Below are 17,303 nucleotides of genomic sequence, written 5' to 3'. Positions count from 1 at the left end.
CGCGGGCGCCGACCCCCCCCCCCCCCGGCCCGCTGGGTGTTTCGCGTTGTTCGGACCCCCCGCGCCCCCCCCCCCCCCCCCCCCGGGGGGGGCGCCCCCCCCCCCCCCCCCCGGCGGGCGGGGTGCGGCCTCCCACGGCCGCACCACCAGCGCCACCACCAGCGCCACCACCACGACGGCGAGCAGCAGCGCCCCCACCGCCATGCCGCCCCACCTCGGCCACCGGCGCCGCGCGGGCACCGGTGGCCGGGATCCGGGGCGGCCGGCACCGCCCCGGCTCGACGGACGCACCCCGGTACGCGGCCTGCTCCTCGTCCTCGGCACGTCCTTGCTCCTCTCGTCAAGCGATCTCGGTCAGGACCTCGGTCAGGTCACCTCGGTCAGGACCTCGGTCAGGTCACCTCGCTATCGGCACCGCACCGCGTCGTAACCCGCCTCGACCACCACCTCGTGGGGGCCGTTGACCGCCGTCACCGTCGCGGTCCCGGCGTCCGCCTGCCGTGAGCCGACCTTGAACAGGCGGGACACCGTCTCGCCCGGCAGCACGTCGCCGAAGGTCGCGTTCTGGTACACGGTGCCGAGCTCGATCCGGGCGGGATCGGACCCCACGTTCGTCGCGGTCACGAGCACGCGGGCAAGCGGGCCGGTGCACCGGCTCGTCGCCGAGGCCTCGATCGCCGGCGGGTCCGGCTCGTCGACGAACGTGAGGTCCTGGAACTCCACGGCGCTGCGGGCCGTCGTGCTGTGCGCGGTGACGAACAGGCCGACGTCCTGCGCGTCGGCGGCACCCGGCAGGGCCTCCGGCGCACCGATCTGGGTGAACGTCTCGCCGTCGGCGCTCCAGTAGGCCGAGTACAGGTCACCGTCGCGCACGAGCCGCACCCAGGCCGGGTACGCCGTCGGGCCGCCGTTCGACGACGCGACGAGCTGTCCCGCGGCGTTGCCCCGCAACCACTCGTACCCACCGCTCGGCCGGATGCCGAGCGCCGCGTAGCCCGGCGACGAACCCGGCTGGGTCACGTCGTTGCGGACGATGATCCCCGCCTTGGCGGACCCGGCCGAGTTGCCCTGGCTGACGATCTTCACCGTGGCCGACCAGTGCCGGTCCGAACCCTCGCGGAAGATCGTCGAGTACTCGTCCGTGCCCTGCCACATGTTGGCCCCGCCCGACTCGATGACGTACCGCCCGGCCGACAGCTGCTCGAACTCGCCGCCCGCGTTGCTGAACGTCCGCATCCCGTCGAACAGGTTGCCGACCCGCGCGAGGACCACCCGGGACGTGGTCGTGAGCCCGCGGTCGTTGGTCGCGACCGCCGTCAGCTCGTAGTTGCCGTCGGCCGTGACGTCCCACGACGCCGCGTACGGCGCCGTCTGGTCCACGCCCACCGAGGTGCCGTCGACGAAGAACTCCACCTGGCTGACGGAGTTCTCCGCGTCGGTCGCGTCCGCCGTGACCTCGACCTGGCCGTGCTCCAGGTCCGACCCGCCCTCCGGTGCCGTGATCGTCACCTCCGGCCGGGTGGTGTCGGCGGCGCCCTTGCCCACCGCCTCCACGAAGTTCAGGCGCCGCTCACCCGCCCCCGGGAAGACCACGTAGAGCGTGAAGCTCTCCCCCGGGTCCGGGACGTCGACGCGCACGTCGGCGAAGTCGCTGATCCCGGTGCCCGCGACCTCCGCGGTGCCGAGCAGCTCGCCGTCCGGCCCGTCCCGCCGCAGCTCCACGACGCCCGGCGCCGCGGACGCCACGCGCAGCGTCAGGGCGTCGAGACCGTGCAGGCTGACGGGGTCGTAGGAGGCCCACGCGCCGTCGGCGCCGACCAGCACGGAGCCGCCGCCCTCGACGTCCCGGCTCGGCACCGTCGTGGTGCCCTCCTGCGCCGTGTGGAACTCCGCCTGGCGCTGCCGCGGGAACAGCAGGGTCGTGTCGGAGCCGGTCAGCGCGGGGATGTCGCCGGCCCCGCCGTCGTCCTCGTACCGCGCGTCGAGCACGTAGAACACGTTGGTGTCCGCCCCGTGCCCGCCGCCCAGCGAGGTGGCCACCGAGCCCGTGCGGCCGTAGAGCGGCTCGGACGGGTGCGCGTGCGCGTCGTGACCCAGCGCCGGCTGGATGACCACGCGCTGGTCGTCGATCTGCGACCCGTCCGGCGAGTCCTCCGCGTCGGTCACGTCGACGTCCCAGGACACGGTGTCGCCGAACTCGAAGAACGAGCCCGTGGGCGGCAGCCCGAAGCCGACCTCGGGCCGCGTGTTGCCCACGGTGATCGGCACCGTGGCCGTCCCGTCCTTGCCCGCGGGGTCGGTGACGGTCAGGCGCGCGTCGTAGACGCCGTCGGCCGTGTAGGTGTAGGAGGCCGTCGGGTCGGTGGAGTCGGTGGTCCCGTCGCCGTCGAAGTCCCACGCGTAGGTGAGGTTCTCACCCTCGGGGTCGGTGCTGCCCGTCCCGTCGAACGTCACCTCCAGCGGCGCCTGCCCGGAGTCCGGCGACGCCGTCGGGGTCGCCTCGGGCGAGCGCGAGCCCGTCACGTAGTCCACGCGGTGCAGGCCCGAGTCGGGGTTGTCCCGGCCGAAGCCGCCGCCCCAGTCGAGCACGTACATGGCGCCGTCGGGCCCGAACTTCGCGTCGATGGGCGCGAGGAAGTCCTCGTCGGGCAGGAACCGGTTGACCTTCTCGACGTCGCTCTGCCCCGGTCCCGCCTCGGGGTCCTTGGTGTCGATCGTGAACACCTGGTTCCGCGACCACTCGTAGAAGAACGCCTTGCCCTCGTAGAACTGCGGGAACTTGGTGTCCGAGTCGAGGTCGGGGTCGTAGTCGTAGAACGGGCCGCCCATCGGCGCCAGACCGCCGCCCTGGTTGATCGCACCGGGCACGGAGGACCGCTGGTAGCCGTACCACAGGTCCGCCGGCTGGGCCGGGGGCAGCTCGGTCAGGCCCGTGTTGCGGACGGAGTCGTTGACCGGGGCGTCGCAGTCGAAGAAGTCGCCGACGGTCACGGGGCTGGTCCGGTAGTCGACGTCACGGAAGGGCTCGTTGTCCCCCATGCACAGGGGCCAGCCGAAGAAGCCCGGCTCCTTGATCAGGTTCCACTCGGCGATGCCCGCCGGGCCACGCTGCGCCAGGTTGTCGGACCCGTTGTCCGGCGAGTAGTCCGCGACGCCGAGGTTGCCCGTCGCCGGGTCGAGGGCGAACCGGAACGGGTTGCGGAAGCCCATCGCGTAGATCTCGGGCAGCGTCTTGTCGGACGTGTCCTCGGACTCCGGGAACAGGTTGCCCTCCGGGATCGAGTACGTGCCGTCGTCCTCCGGGTGGATGCGCAGCACCTTGCCGCGCAGGTCGTTGGTGTTGGCCGACGTCGCCCGCGCGTCGTGGAACGTGCCGTCCCGCTCCGAGATCGGGGCGTACCCGCCCGACGGCTCGGTGTGCGGGTTCACGTCGTCGCCGACACCCAGGTAGAGGTCGCCGGTCTCGTGGTCGACGATGACGCCGCCGCCCGTGTGCCCCGGCTCGTCGGGCAGGCGCCGGGCAGGGACCTCCAGCAGCACCTTCTCGGAGGCCGGGTCGATCACCGTCGCCCCGCCCGCACCGGAGGTCACCGTGAACCGGGACAGCCGGTTGTGGAAGCTCGCCGGGTCGGTGTCGTCCTCGCTCGCGGGCGACCAGTACTGGTACAGGTACCCGTTGGTGGCGAAGTCCTCGTCGAGCGCGATGCCCAGCAGCCCGTCCTCACCGCCCGAGTACACCGGGAGCGTCACGGCGGTGGACGTCGTCCGCGTCGCGGGGTCGAACACCCGGATCTGCCCGCGCACCAGCTCCGTGAAGAACACCCGGCCGTCGGGCGCCACGTCGATCCCGAACGGCGCGCTCGTGTTGGTGTCCAGCGACACCTTCTCGAACTGGCCCCAGTCGGTGCCGCCGCAGTCCCCCGGGGCGAGCCCCGCGGCCCAGCGGACACCACCGACGATGTGCTGCACGAAGTCGGGCTCCTCCGTGTAGTGCGCGCCGAAGTGGCCCATGCCGGTCATCCAGGCGCGGCCGCCGTCGTACGCCTTGCACCACGAGATCGGGTGGTCGTAGCCCATGGCGTTCTCGCCGGGGTCGTAGGTCGACTCGTCCATCGTGGCCAGCACGTGCGCGTCGCCGCGCACGTCGGTCGAGAAGTTGTACCACTCGTCGGCGCGGTCCCACCGCTGCGGCAGGTGCTCGGTCGACGGGTGCGTACGGTCCTCGACGCGGACCGTGCCGGGCAGCCCGGGGCTCGACCCCGTGGCCGCATGGCCCGGCATGAGCGAGCCGATCATCTCGTCCCACCAGGCGTAGCTGCCCCGCATGTCGGTGGCGTTGTGGATGGCGACGATGCCGCCGCCGGCCTGCTGGTACCGCTCCATCGCGGCCTTCTGCTCGGCGTTCCACGGGTCGCCCGAGGCCTGGAACATGACCAGCGCGTCGTACTGCGCCAGGTCGGCGTCGTTGAAGACGGCCGGGTCCTCGGTGTGGTCGGACGCGATGCCCGCCTCGGCGAACGCGGCCTCGAGCACCGGGGTGCCCTGCGTGATCGCCTCGGCGTGCCGGTACTGGGTCGTGGCGGTGAAGATCAGGACGCGGCCTTCCTCCACGGCCTCGGTCCCGGGCTGCGCGTGCGGTCCGTGGTCGGCCGTGGCCACCGGGACGGGCGCGAGCGTGAGCGCCAGTACTCCGACGGCGAGGGCCGCCACGGACTTCCCCCAGCGGGGGCGTCGTGCTGCGGTCATCGTGTTGCCTCCTGGGCAGATCGACGTGCGGACCCGCCGGGACACCCCGGCGGAACGTGGAGCGTTGATCAGCCCGGCGTGCCGGCGCCGAGCGCGCGTGGAAACCTCGGGCGCGTGTCAGACCTGTGCGACGGGCATCAGTCCTCTCAGGTACGCGAGGCCCTCGGTCGCGAGGGCGTCCTGGCTCGCGGCCAGCGGCCGCCAGATCGACGCCGCCGTGGCGATGGTGGCGTTGTCCGCCGTGAACGACTCGATGACGAGCGGCCCCCGGTAGGCGACCCGGTCCAGCGCCGTCAGCAGGCCGGGCCAGTCGATCCCGTCGTGGCCGGGCGCACCCCGGTCGTTGCCGCACACCTGGACGGCCGCGATGCGCGCGCCGGCCCGCTCCACGGCCGCGGGCAGGTCCCGCTCCTCGATGTTCATGTGGTAGACGTCGAGCATCAGGCCGATGCCCTCGGCGGGCAGCGAGCCGACCACGGCGAGCGCCTGGTCCACGGTGTTGATCAGGCTGGTCTCGTACCGGTTCAGGGGTTCCAGCCCGACGACGACGCCGGCCGAGACCGCGTGCTCGACCACGGGCGCGAGCTGCTCGACCAGCTCGGTGCACGCGGCGGCCCGCTCCTGCGGCGTGGTGCGCCACGTGCGCCCCACGGACGCGTACGCCGGCCCGCCGATCACGCGTGCACCCACCGTGTGCGCCGCGTCCACCACCGTCCGCAGGTAGTCCTGCGTGGCCCGCACGGTGGCCGCGTCGGCGGCCACGAGCTCGCGTCCCGGGCCCATGACGAGCGACACGCTGGCCGCGAGCCCGTGGTCGGCGAGCACCTGTGCCGCGCGGCGCGGGTCCCAGTCGCCGGGCTGCTCGACGGGCAGCTCCAGCACGTCGAACCCCCACGCCGCGACGCGGGGCGCGAGCTCGGCCAGCGAACGGTCGGTGAGCGGTGACGTCCACACCCAGGTGTTGACGCCCACCGGCCAGGTCGCCCCGGCCATTCAGCGGTCCGTCCAGACCTCGGGGTACCCGGGCAGGTCCTCGCCGCCGAACTTCGCGTAGTGCAGCGAGGGCATGTCGGCGTTGGCCTCGAGGAACCCTGCCAGGTCCGCCTCGGTGACCGGCTCCTGCGGCAGCACCCACTCGGCGGGGACCTCCTGCCCGGCCCAGATCTTCTGCGCCGCGAGGACCGGCGTGCGCCACTGGAAGTTCGAGTACACGTTGCCGATGGCGGTCATCCCGGTCTCGTCCCACTTGCGCAGGAAGCTCATCTCGTCCTCGCCCACGAAGACCGGGTACGGCTGCCCGGCGTCCTCGAACGCCTCCACCGCGGCGACGGCGCCGTCCCCGGCGTCCATCCAGATGCCGTCGACCTTGCCGCGCTGCAGGTACTGGGTCACGACGTCCTTGATCTTGGCGCCGTCGCCGCCCGTGAACTCCACGCCGACCACCTCGATGTCCGCCTCGGAGAACACCTTGTCGGCGGCGGCCCAGCGGTGCTCCAGCACGTCGACGCCGGGCAGGATGCGCAGCGCCAGGACCGTCGAGCCGGGCTCCAGGTTGTCCACCAGGAACTCCGCGCCGACCGCGCCGTAGGCGTAGCCGCCGATCGGATGGATGAACGTGACCATGCAGTCGGTCTCGACGCCGCGGTCGAACACGATCACCGGGGCGCCGCTCTCGCACGCGGCCTCGACCGCGGGGGTCAGCGTCGCCGTCGTCGACGGGGAGACGATGATCGCGTCGCAGTCGCCTGCCTCGACGAACGCCTGGATGTCGGAGATCTGCTTGTTGTCGTCGTCGGCGGCGTCCGAGACCCGGAACTCGCCGATCACGCCCTCCGCCTGCAGCACCTCGACCTGCTGCTGCATGGTGATCCAGCCGGTCACCCGCCACGGGTTGGAGACCGACGCGTTGGAGAAGCACAGCGTCTTGTCGCCGCCCTCGCTGGCCAGGCCGGCGGTGTCCACGTACTCCGGCTCGATGGCCTGGAGCCACGGCTGGTCGGCCGGGCCCTCCGGCTCGATCTCCCGCTGGGCGAGCTCACGGTCGTAGTCGGCCTGGACGAACCACTCGCTGGAGGCGCCCGAGTCGGCAGAGGCCTCCTCGGCGGGGCCGGTCTGCGCGGCCGGGCCCTGGTCGGTCGGTACGTCGGTGGTGCAGGCCGTCAGCAGGAGCAGCCCTGCCGCTGCGGTGCCCGCCAGCAGTGCTCGGATCGGTCGCATGTCCATCTCCCTTGATGAGTGCGGGTCCATCGATCGGTGTCGAGCTCAGGTGCGCCTCCGGCGCGCGGCGTAGGCCACGGCGGCGATGATGATGACGCCCTGCACGGCCGGACGGACCGTGGAGGGCAGGGCGAGCTGGTTGAACAGGGTGAACAGGGCCTCCAGCGTGAGTGCGCCGACCATCGCCGCCACCACCGTGCCGCGCCCGCCGCCGAGGGCCACGCCGCCCAGCACGACCGCGGTGATCGCCATGAACTCCAGGCCCTGACCCACCTGGGCGGTCACCCCGGCGAACCCCCCGATGAGCACGGCGGCGACGGTCGCGAGCACCGAGGAGAGCACGAACGCCCGCGTCCGCAGCCACCACACGGAGGCACCGCTGTAGGCGGCCGCGACCGCGTTGTCGCCCACCGCGACGAGCGACCGGCCGAACGGGCGGCGCATCAGGAGCACCGCGAGCACGCCCACGACGACCGCCACGAGCAGCGCGTACGGCACCTGGAACTGACCGGGCACGTCCGGGAACCCCTTGCGCCCCAGGACCCGGAACGCGTCGGTCAGGGCACCGGTGGGCGCGCCACCGGTCCAGAGGCGGACCGCGCCGAACAGCACCAGCATCATGCCGAGCGTGGTGATGAACGACGGCACGCGCAGCAGCGTCGTCACCAGCCCGTTGACGAGCCCCACGACCAGCCCGACGACGAGCATGAGCCCCAGCACCGGCCAGGTCAGCGCCTCGTCGCCGTCCATCAGCCGGGCGGCGATCACGACCTGCGCGCCGACGAGCGAGCCCACGGACAGGTCGAACTCCCCCGAGACGATCACGAGGTACTGCCCCACGGCGAGCACCACCAGCGGCGCCGCCTTCTTGGCGAACGCCATGAGGGAGACCGGCTCCGCGAACGAGGGGTTGATCGCCACGATCACGACCAGCACCACCGCGAGCAGCGCGAGCACGGTCCAGCTCCCGCCGGACAGCAGGTGGTCGCGCCGTCGCCGCGCGCGCACCGAGGAGGTCTCTGTGGTCAGGGTCATGCGGGCACCCCCCTTCGCCGAGCCGCGCCGCCGGGAGCGAACCGGGCGCGCCGGCTCGCCGGGTCGAGCTGGCGACGGGCGTACAGGGCCACGGCCGCGACGATGATCACGCCACGCAGCACGTCCTTGAAGAACGGGTTCACGTCGAGCACGTTGAACGACGTGTCGAGCACGGCGAGGATCGCGACGCCGCCGACCGTGCCGATCACCGAGCCCCGCCCGCCGAACAGGAGCGTGCCGCCCAGCACGACCGCGGCGATCGAGTCGAGGTCCAGGCCGTAGGAGTAGACCAGCGCGTTGCCCGTGCCGAACCGGGCCGCGATGAGCAGGCCCGCCGCACCGGCGCACAGGGAGCACAGCACGTGCGCCAGGACGAGGGTCCGGCCCGTGCGCACCCCCGAGAGCCGCGCGACGTCGAGGCTCCCGCCCACCGCGAACATGTGGTACCCCGCCCGGGTGCGCGTGAGCAGCACGACCGCGGCGGCCGCGACCATCAGCAGGACGACCGTCGAGACCGGGACCGGACCCACCCGGGTGTACCCGAACGCCTGGAACGCGACGGGCACCTCACCCTCCGGCCCCTTGAACCGGGTGTCGAGGAATCCCTTGACGATCAGGCCGGTGCCGAGCGTGGCGATGAACGGGTTGACGCGCAGGGCCGAGACGACCAGGCCGTTGGCGAGCCCGATGCCGGCGGCCACGACCAGCGCCGCCAGCACGCCGGCCCACACGCGGGACGGGTCGCCGGCCATCGTGGTCGCCCCGACGAGCGAGCACAGGGCGACCACGTACCCCACGGACAGGTCCAACGAGCGGCACAGCACCACGAAGGTCTGCCCGACGGCGACGAACCCGAGCAGGCTGGTCTGCGTCAGCATGTAGCTGATGTTCTGCTGGGCGAACAGGTTGCCGCCGCGGACCGCGACGAGCAGGCCCGCGAGCAGCAGGATGCCGGCCAGCGCCAGGTAGACGATCTCGGTGGACCCGAGACGGCGGCGTGCCCTGGCGGCAGTCATGCCGCCCCCGTCGCGAGCGCCATGACGTCCTCCTCGGAGCTGCCGCCGGGCAGCTCGCCGACGACCCGACCGTCGCGCAGCACGAGCACGCGGTCCGCCATCGCCACGACCTCGGGCAGCTCGGACGAGATGAGCAGCACGGCCGTACCGCCGGCCGTCAGCGTGCGCACGAGGTCGTAGACGGCGCGCTTGGCCCCGACGTCGATGCCGCGCGTCGGCTCGTCGAGCACCACGACGCGCGGCTCGGTCACCAGCCACTTCGCGAGGACCACCTTCTGCTGGTTGCCCCCCGAGAGGTACTGCACCTCCGTGTCCGGGGACGCGGCGACCAGGTCGAGGGAGGTCAGCAGCCCGGGGATGCGGCGGGCGCCGCGGTCCGAGGTGCGGGGCAGCACCGCGTCGAGCACCAGCCGGGCGTTCGCGAGGACCGACTGCGCCAGGGCAAGGCCTTCGCCCTTGCGGTCCTCGGTGACCAGCGCGAGGCGGTGGCGGACGCCGTGGCGCGGGGAGCGCACGCGCACCGTCCGCCCGTCCACGGTCATCCGGCCACGGGTGAACGGGGCGATCCCGAACACGCCGTGGGCGATCTCGGTGCGGCCGGAGCCCTGCAGGCCGGCCAGCGCGACGATCTCGCCGGCCCGCACCTCCAGGTCCACGCCGTCGACCATCGCGTTGCCCGCACCCTCCAGCGCCAGCCGCACCTCCCCGGGGGTGAGGTCGGCCGGCCTGTCCGGGAAGAACCCGGCGAAGTCGCGGCCCACCATGGTGCGGACCAGCCGGTCCGGCCCCACCTCGGCGGCCGGCGCGGTCAGCACGTGCTCGCCGTCCTTGAGGACCGTGATGGTGTCGGCCAGGTCGTAGATCTCCTGGAGCCGGTGCGAGACGTACAGGATGGCGACGCCGCGGTCCCGCAGCCGCCGCACCAGGTCGTACAGGAGCGCCACCTCGTGATCGGCGAGCGCCGCCGTCGGCTCGTCCATCGAGATGATGCGCGCGTCGTACGACACCGCCTTGACGATCTCGACCACCTGCTGCTGGGCCACGGACAGGGACCCGACCCGGGTTCCCGGCGTGATGCCCGTCAGCCCCAGGTCCTCCAGCAGCCGCGCGGTGTCGGCGTGCAGCCTGCGCCGGTCGACCAGGCCACGCCGGAGCGGCTCACGGCCCAGGTACACGTTCTCGGCCACGGTCCGGTCGGGCAGGAGGTTGAACTCCTGGAAGACGGTCGCCACACCCGCCCGCTGGGCGTCGAGCGGGGTGGCGAACGTGACGGTCGCGCCGTCCAGCTCGATCGTGCCGGCGTCCGGCTGGTGCACACCGGCCACGATCTTCATGAGCGTCGACTTGCCGGCGCCGTTCTCGCCCACCAGGGCGTGCACCCGCGCCGGGTAGAGCTTCAGGTCGATCTCCCGCAGCACCGAGGTGCCGAAGAAGTCCTTGCCGACGCCGGTCAGGCGCAGGACGGGGTCGGTGGATGAAGCGTGCGCGTCGTCATCGGCTCGCATATCCACCAATGTAGGGACCTTTTACCAGATGTCAAGCAAAAGTTGCATGTCCCTTGTGCGGCTTATGGGGTACGCGCCACGGATGACCGGCCGAACGACCGCAGCCGCAGGCTGTTGCCGACGACGAAGACGCTGGAGAACGCCATCGCCGCACCGGCGAGCATGGGGTTGAGCAGGCCGAGGGCAGCCAGCGGGATGGCGGCGACGTTGTACCCGAACGCCCAGAACAGGTTGGCCTTGATGGTGCCGAGCGTGCTCCGGGAGAGCCGGATCGCGTCCGCGGCCGCGCCGAGGTCGCCGCGCACGAGCGTGATGTCCGCGGCCTCGATGGCAGCATCGGTGCCCGTGCCCATGGCGAGCCCCAGGTCGGCCTGAGCCAGCGCGGGCGCGTCGTTCACCCCGTCGCCCACCATGGCCACGACCTTGCCCTCCGCCTGCAGCCGCGCGACGACGTCGGCCTTGTCCTGGGGCAGCACCTCCGCGACGACGTCGGTGATGCCCACCGCCGCGGCCACCTGCTCGGCGACGGCGCGGTTGTCCCCCGTGAGCAGCACCGGCGTGAGCCCGAGGGCGCGCAGCCGGGCGACGGCGTCCGCGCTGGTCGGCTTGATCCGGTCCGCCACCACGAGCAGGCCGCGCGCCTGCCCGTCCCAGCCGACCGCGACGACGGTCCTGCCCTCGGCCTCGGCCCGGGACTTGGCCTCGGCCAGCTCCGGCGACAGGCGCTGCGACCAGTCGGCGAGCAGGCTCTGGCGCCCGACGACGACCGCGTGCCCCTCCACGACGCCCTGCACACCCTCGCCCCGGACGCTCTCGAACGACTCCGGGACCGGCAGGACGCCGACCTCCTGGGTGGCCCCCTTCGCCACGGCCTGCGCGACCGGGTGCTCGGAGGCGTCCTCCAGGGCGCCGGCCAGGCGCAGCAGCTCCGCGCGGGAGGTGCCGCCGTCGACCACCACGTCCAGCAGCGCCATCTTGCCCGTGGTCACCGTGCCGGTCTTGTCCAGCACCACCGTGTCGACCTTGCGCGTGGACTCCAGGATCTCGGGGCCCTTGATCAGGATGCCGAGCTGCGCGCCGCGCCCGGTGCCCACCAGGAGAGCGGTGGGCGTGGCCAGCCCGAGCGCGCACGGGCACGCGATGATCAGCACGGCGACGGCGGCTGTCAGCGCGGCGGTCGCCGGGAACCCGGCGCCCAGCCAGAAGGCGAGCGTGGCGACGGCGATCGCGATGACCACCGGCACGAAGATCCCCGAGACCCGGTCGGCGAGGCGCTGCACCTCGGCCTTGCCGGACTGGGCGTCCTCCACGAGCTGCGCGATGCGCGCGAGCTGCGTGTCCGCGCCCACCTGGGTGGCCCGGACCACGAGCCGGCCCCCCGCGTTCACGGTGGCACCGGCCACCGTGTCGCCGACGCCGACCTCGACCGGGACGGACTCGCCCGTGAGCATCGACGCGTCCACGGCCGAGGACCCGGCCACCACCTCGCCGTCGGTGGCGATCTTCTCCCCCGGCCGGACGACGAACTCGTCGTCCACGGCCAGGTCACCGATCGGCACGCGGGTCTCGGTGCCGCCCCGCAGCACCGCCACGTCCTTCGCGCCCAGCTCCAGCAGCGCCCGCAGCGCGGCGCCCGCCCGGCGCTTGGACCGCTTCTCGAACCAGCGCCCCGCCAGCACGAACACGGTCACGCCGGCCGCGACCTCCAGGTAGATGTTGGCCGCGCCGTCGGACGGCGCCACCGACAGCTCGAACCCGTGCGTCATCCCGGGCTCGCCCGCCGTACCGACGAACAGCGCGTACAGGGACCAGCCGAACGCCGCCAGGACGCCCACCGAGACCAGGGTGTCCATGGTCGCCGCCCCGTGCCGCAGGTTGGTCCACGCGGCCCGGTGGAACGGCCACGCGCCCCACAGCACGACCGGCGCGGCCAGCGTCAGGGACGCCCACTGCCAGTACGTGAACTGCCACGCCGGGACCATCGCCAGCGCGATCACCGGGACGGCCAGGACGACCGAGACCACCAGGCGGTCCCGGAGCGTGAGCAGCTCGGTGTCCCGGGCACCGTCGGCGTCCCCGGCCGCCAGGGCCGGGTCCTCCTCGGGCGCCGGCAGCGCGGCCGTGTACCCGGTCTTCTCCACCTCCGCGACCACGGCCGCCAGGTCGTACCCGGCGGGCGTGGTGACCTTGGCCTTCTCGGTCGCGTAGTTGACCGTGGCGGTCACGCCGTCGAGCCGGTTGAGCTTCTTCTCGATCCGCATGGCGCACGACGCGCACGTCATGCCGCCGATCTCCAGGTCCACCGTGGTGACCGGCTCGTCCGTCCGGGACGGGGCGTCGGACATCGTGCCCTCTCCTTACTCCGCTGCTCGCGTCAGTCAGTCAGTCGTGTCGAGGACGAGGTGCGCCGTGCGCACCACGCCGTCGACCTTGAAGTCCAGGTACAGCAGGTACCGCCCGGGCGTGGGCGCCGACGTCACGAACGTGACGTCCGGGCCCGACACCGACCCCGGCGCGGGCTCGGCCCCCTCGGGGTGCACGTGCAGGTACGCGAGGTCGCCCGCACGCAGCGCCACCAGGTGCCCGTAGGCGCCGAGGTACGGCTCCAGGCCGGTCACCGGCTCGCCGTCCTGCGTGATGCGGGCCGTGAGCACCGAGTCGCCCTCCGTACCCAGGTCCCCGGTCAGCGTGGCCGTGTAGCCGTCCACCGTGTCCGACGCCGACACCCGGGTCGCGGGCTCGGCCGGCACCCGACCCGCGACGTCCACCGTACGGCTGAGCGTCACGTTCTCGCCCGTCGCCGCGGGCACGAAGTCGGCGTACACCCGGTAGCTGCCCGCCTCGTCCCAGGCCCACGGGATCGACCAGGTGCCGTCGGCCGCCATCGTGGGGTGCACGTGACGGAACCCGGCGCCGTCCGAGCGGACCACGACCAGGTGCAGCTCCTTGTCGTGCTCGGTGGCGAAGTCGGTGACGGCGGCGCCGTCGGCCGTCACCGTGAAGGACAGCGTGCCCTCCTCGCCGACGGCGTCGGGCGCGCGGACGGGGCCCAGGAGCAGACCGTCCTGCTCCAGCGAGAGACCCCGGACCGGTGTGCCGGCGTGGGCGTCGGTGTCGGAACCGCCGTGGGCGCCCGAGCCGGAACCACTCCCGGCGCCCGCACCGGACCCGCCGTGGGCGCCGTCGTCGGGACCGCCGCCGACGCCCACGGGTGCCGCGTGCTGTGCCCCGTCGCCTCCCGCCGCCGACCAGGCGGCGACGGTGCCGTCCGGGACCACGGCCCCGGCCACGGCGAACGTGACGGCGAACAGCGCCGCCAGCCCGCCGCCGTACAGCCCGAGGCGCTGGGGCGCGTTCACGAGAGGCGCTCCGCCGCGTACCCGGCCTCGTCCACGGCGGCCAGGACCGCCGCCTCGTCCAGCGCGTCGGCACTGCGCACCACGAGCCTGCCCGTCGCGGCGCTCACGTCCACCTGCTCGACGCCGGGCAGCCGGCTCACCTCGCCGCGGACGGACATCTCGCAGTGCCCGCACGTCATGCCCGTCACCTGGTACTCGCTCGTCGCCATCGTCTTGCCTTCCACTCGTGCGATGCTACCCCTAGGGGGTAACCGTATGCGGCACACCATATACCCCTGCGGGGTATGCGGGTCAACCCGGTCCCGCTCGCCTCCCGGCTCGGCCCGCCACCACCGCCCGCGGCCTCGCCACCCGGTCGCACCAGGTCCCGGACCTGCACGGCCGCCAGGACGGCGAGCCGCGAGACGGTGGTCCGCCGTGTCCGGCACCGGTACGGTTCCGGCATGTTCACGCTGCAGGTACCTGATCTCGTCGCCATCGCCGTCGCCGTCCTGCTCCTGGGGCTGTTCATCACGATCAGCGGCAACGCCCGGGCCAACGGGCAGGCGGCCGAGCGGATCGAGCGCAAGCTCGACCTCGTGATCAAGCACCTCGGCATCGAGGGACCCGCCGCGGAGGGCATCGCGCCCGGCACCCTCGCCGAGATCGACCGGTGCATCCGCTCGGACCGGCGGATCGAGGCGATCAAGCTCTACCGTGAGGCCACCGGCGCGGGCCTGGCCGACGCCAAGCACTGGGTCGAGCGCCGCGCCTCGTCGTACTGACGCCGCCCGCCCGTCCCGTCCCGGCGAGGTCACGGCCTCGAAAGGGCCCGCACGAGTGCGCGCTTTCGGGGACAGTTCACCCCGCTCCTCGATAGGCTCGTCCCGCACCGCCCGTGCGAGCTCCGGGCGGTCGCGTTCACCATGACGCCTGCACCAGGCGACGACGATCGAGGAGAGAAGCATGAGCCTGGTCTCGCGCGTGATGGAGAACCGCCGCTCGGTCGCGTCGGTCGGCGCGGTCACCCTGTTCGGTGCGGGGCTGGTCGGGTTCGCGCTCTGGTACGACGGCGAGGCGACGGCCGACGTGCACCTGAACGACTCGGGTGTCTGGGTGACCAACTCCGCCAAGCAGGAGCTGGGCCGGTTCAACTACGAGGCCAAGGCGCTGGACGGCACCCTCCTGGCCAACTCCGTGGGCTTCGACGTGGAGCAGGACGCGCAGCGGGTGCTGCTGAACAGCGTCGGCGACTCCTCGGCCAGCCCGGTGAACCCCGCGCTGCTCTCCCTGGAGGGCACCATGAAGTTCCCGCCGGGCGTGCAGGTCGCCTCCGGCGGCGCGACCACGGCCGCCTACGACCCGGAGTCGGGGCTGGCGTGGGTGCTGCCCTTCGACCAGGCCGCGTTCGACGAGAAGAAGACGAGGCCGACCCTCGAGGCCGGCCCGGGCGGCGCGATCACGGTGGGCACGGACGGCACCGTCCACCTGGCGGTCCCCGCCGACGGCACGCTCTACACCGTGCCCACGGGCACCCAGGGCGTGGCGGAGGACGTCCAGGAGTCCGAGCTCCCGCTGGACGCCGACGCCGACGTCCAGGTCTCCGCCGTCGGTGACGAGCCGGTGGTGCTGGACCGGTCGAGCGCGACGCTCGTGCTGCCCGGCGGGGACACCGTCCCCGTCGAGGACGGCGCGCAGGGCGTGCTGCAGCAGCCGTCGGCCGCCTCGGACGTCGTGGTGGTCGCCGTCCCCGAGGGCCTGGTCTCCCAGCCGCTGGGCGGTGGCGACCCGACGCGGCAGACGACGTCGGCGGGCGTGCCCGCCGCCCCGGTCCAGCTCGGCGGGTGCGTCTACGGCGCCTGGGCGGAGTCGGGCCAGGTCGTGCGCAACTGCCCGGACCGCGCCCACGACGTCGACCAGGTGCTGGAGGGTCTGGCGCCCACGTCGAAGCTCGTCTACCGGGTCAACCGGAACGTGATCGTCCTGAACGACGTCGCCGACGGCACGCTCTGGATGGCCGTCGACGAGTTCGAGATCATCGACGCCTGGAACCTGAGGCAGCCCGAGAACTCCAAGGACAAGGAGGAGACGGAGTCCGAGGAGACCACGCCGGAGCAGGTGGACCAGCTCGTCGCGGACCGCAGCAAGCCCAACCGCCCGCCGGAGCCGCAGCCCGACGACATCGGCGTGCGCCCGGGCCGCACGACGGTGCTGAACGTGCTGGGCAACGACATGGACCCGGACGGCGACGTCATGACGGTCTCGGTCGAGGGCGAGGTCGACGGTGACGCCACCGTCGACCGGGTCCTGGACGGCGCGGCGCTGCAGGCGAACGTGCCCGCCGACGCGACCGGGAGCATCACGTTCAAGTACCAGGTCGACGACGGCCGCGAGAACGGCACCGCCACCGCGTCGGTGAAGGCCCGGATCGTCCCGCTGGAGGAGAACAACCCGCCCGAGCAGCCGGGTGAGCCGAAGCTGGAGGTCGGTCAGGGCGGCATCGGCGTCATCAAGGTGCTGCCCTACTTCAAGGACCCGGACGGCGACGACCTGTTCCTGTCCAACGCGTCCACCGCCGACCCCAAGGACGAGGTCCGCTTCCGGCCCGACGGCACCATCGAGTTCCGCGACGGCGGCACCACGGTGGGCAGCAAGATCGTCGACGTCACGGTCTCGGACGCGCTGAACGCGCCGTACCAGGGCAAGGTCAAGATCAACGTCTCGGCCGCGAACGTGCCGCCGATCCCCGTCCAGGACCATGTCACGGTGCTGGCGGGCGAACCGGTCACCGTGGCACCGCTGAGGAACGACGCCGACCCCAACGGCGACGACCTGCAGCTCACCAAGGTCGCCGACGAGCCCGGCGCCGAGATCACCACCAACGCCACCGCGAACACGTTCCAGTTCGAGACCGACCAGCCGGGCTCGTACGACGTGACCTACCAGGTCTCCGACGGGCCGAACCCCGCCACCGGCCTGGTCCGGGTGGACGTGGTGACCCCGCCGGACGACGGCGGCGTGCCGGTGGCCGTGTCCGACCAGGTGCTGCTGCCCACCGGTGGCACCGCCCTGGTGGACGTGCTGGCCAACGACACCGACCCCGCAGGCGGCGTGCTCGTGGTGCAGAACGTGGAGGTGGCGCCGAACGCGCCCGTCAGCGTCTCCGTGCTCAACCACCAGATCCTCAAGGTCTCCGAGCTCAAGCGGCTCGAGGGCCCGGTCGTGGTGCACTACACGGTCGCGAACGGGGCGGGCACCGTGGCGGGTCAGGTGCGGGTGGTGCCGATCCCGGCGCCGGCGCAGCTGCGCCCGCCGGAGGCCGGCCCGGACACCGCGACCGTCCACACGGGCGACGTGGTGACGATCCCGGTGCTGAAGAACGACACGCACCCCGACGGGCTGGAGCTCACCCTCAACGACGAGCTGCAGGAGGCCCCGCCGGCCAG

Annotated in this window: 11 protein-coding genes; 2 read left to right on the top strand and 9 right to left on the bottom strand. The window is 73.0% G+C overall.

All coding sequences use genetic code 11. The annotated features are described in order from the left end of the window. Nucleotides 1-405: 405 nt before the first annotated feature. The 9 genes from ACIBBF_RS26245 to ACIBBF_RS26205 all read right to left on the bottom strand — a co-directional run bounded on the left by ACIBBF_RS26245 (nt 406) and on the right by ACIBBF_RS26205 (nt 14,087). On the bottom strand, nt 406-4,746 hold the full coding sequence (locus ACIBBF_RS26245; RefSeq protein WP_397419340.1) for a ThuA domain-containing protein: 4,341 nt from the start codon (nt 4,744-4,746) through the stop codon (nt 406-408). Between the two features lie 117 nt (nt 4,747-4,863). After that, the gene (locus ACIBBF_RS26240) at nt 4,864-5,739 is read right to left on the bottom strand and encodes a sugar phosphate isomerase/epimerase family protein (protein WP_397419338.1); all 876 of its coding nucleotides are present in this window, start codon (nt 5,737-5,739) and stop codon (nt 4,864-4,866) included. Then, nucleotides 5,740-6,969 (bottom strand): substrate-binding domain-containing protein, encoded by a 1,230-nt coding sequence (locus tag ACIBBF_RS26235; protein ID WP_397419336.1) that lies wholly within the window; start codon nt 6,967-6,969, stop codon nt 5,740-5,742. A 39-nt stretch (nt 6,970-7,008) separates the two neighbouring features. Beyond that, nucleotides 7,009-7,998 carry an ABC transporter permease gene (locus tag ACIBBF_RS26230; RefSeq protein WP_397419334.1) on the bottom strand — a complete coding sequence of 330 codons (990 nt, stop codon included), beginning with the start codon at nt 7,996-7,998 and terminating at the stop codon, nt 7,009-7,011. After that, nucleotides 7,995-9,014: an ABC transporter permease gene (locus ACIBBF_RS26225; protein WP_397419332.1), complete on the bottom strand. Its 1,020-nt coding sequence runs from the start codon at nt 9,012-9,014 to the stop codon at nt 7,995-7,997. The genes ACIBBF_RS26230 and ACIBBF_RS26225 overlap by 4 nt, the downstream gene beginning before the upstream one ends. Next, nucleotides 9,011-10,519: a sugar ABC transporter ATP-binding protein gene (locus ACIBBF_RS26220; RefSeq protein ID WP_397419330.1), complete on the bottom strand. Its 1,509-nt coding sequence runs from the start codon at nt 10,517-10,519 to the stop codon at nt 9,011-9,013. Before ACIBBF_RS26220 ends, ACIBBF_RS26225 begins: the two co-directional genes overlap by 4 nt. A 62-nt stretch (nt 10,520-10,581) precedes the next feature. Beyond that, nucleotides 10,582-12,864: a heavy metal translocating P-type ATPase gene (locus ACIBBF_RS26215; RefSeq protein ID WP_397419328.1), complete on the bottom strand. Its 2,283-nt coding sequence runs from the start codon at nt 12,862-12,864 to the stop codon at nt 10,582-10,584. 33 nt (nt 12,865-12,897) lie between these two features. Then, nucleotides 12,898-13,878, bottom strand: coding sequence for a heavy-metal-associated domain-containing protein (locus tag ACIBBF_RS26210; RefSeq protein WP_397419326.1), 981 nt, complete (start codon nt 13,876-13,878; stop codon nt 12,898-12,900). Further along, complete coding sequence (locus ACIBBF_RS26205; protein ID WP_397419342.1) at nt 13,875-14,087, bottom strand: heavy-metal-associated domain-containing protein; 213 nt, start codon at nt 14,085-14,087, stop codon at nt 13,875-13,877. Before ACIBBF_RS26205 ends, ACIBBF_RS26210 begins: the two co-directional genes overlap by 4 nt. Before the next feature lie 234 nt (nt 14,088-14,321). Between ACIBBF_RS26205 and ACIBBF_RS26200 the strand changes: the two genes are divergently transcribed. After that, nucleotides 14,322-14,642 carry a hypothetical protein gene (locus tag ACIBBF_RS26200; protein WP_397419324.1) on the top strand — a complete coding sequence of 107 codons (321 nt, stop codon included), beginning with the start codon at nt 14,322-14,324 and terminating at the stop codon, nt 14,640-14,642. Nucleotides 14,643-14,823: 181 nt separating this feature from the next. Further along, a partial coding sequence (locus ACIBBF_RS26195; RefSeq protein ID WP_397419322.1) for an Ig-like domain-containing protein occupies nt 14,824-17,303 on the top strand: 2,480 nt, incomplete at its 3' end.

The sequence above is a fragment of the Promicromonospora sp. NPDC050880 genome (genome assembly GCF_044456525.1).
GTDB lineage: Bacteria > Actinomycetota > Actinomycetes > Actinomycetales > Cellulomonadaceae > Promicromonospora.
The sequence above is the reverse complement of the archived record's forward strand: the minus strand, read 5'-3'. Positions and strand labels throughout refer to the sequence as shown.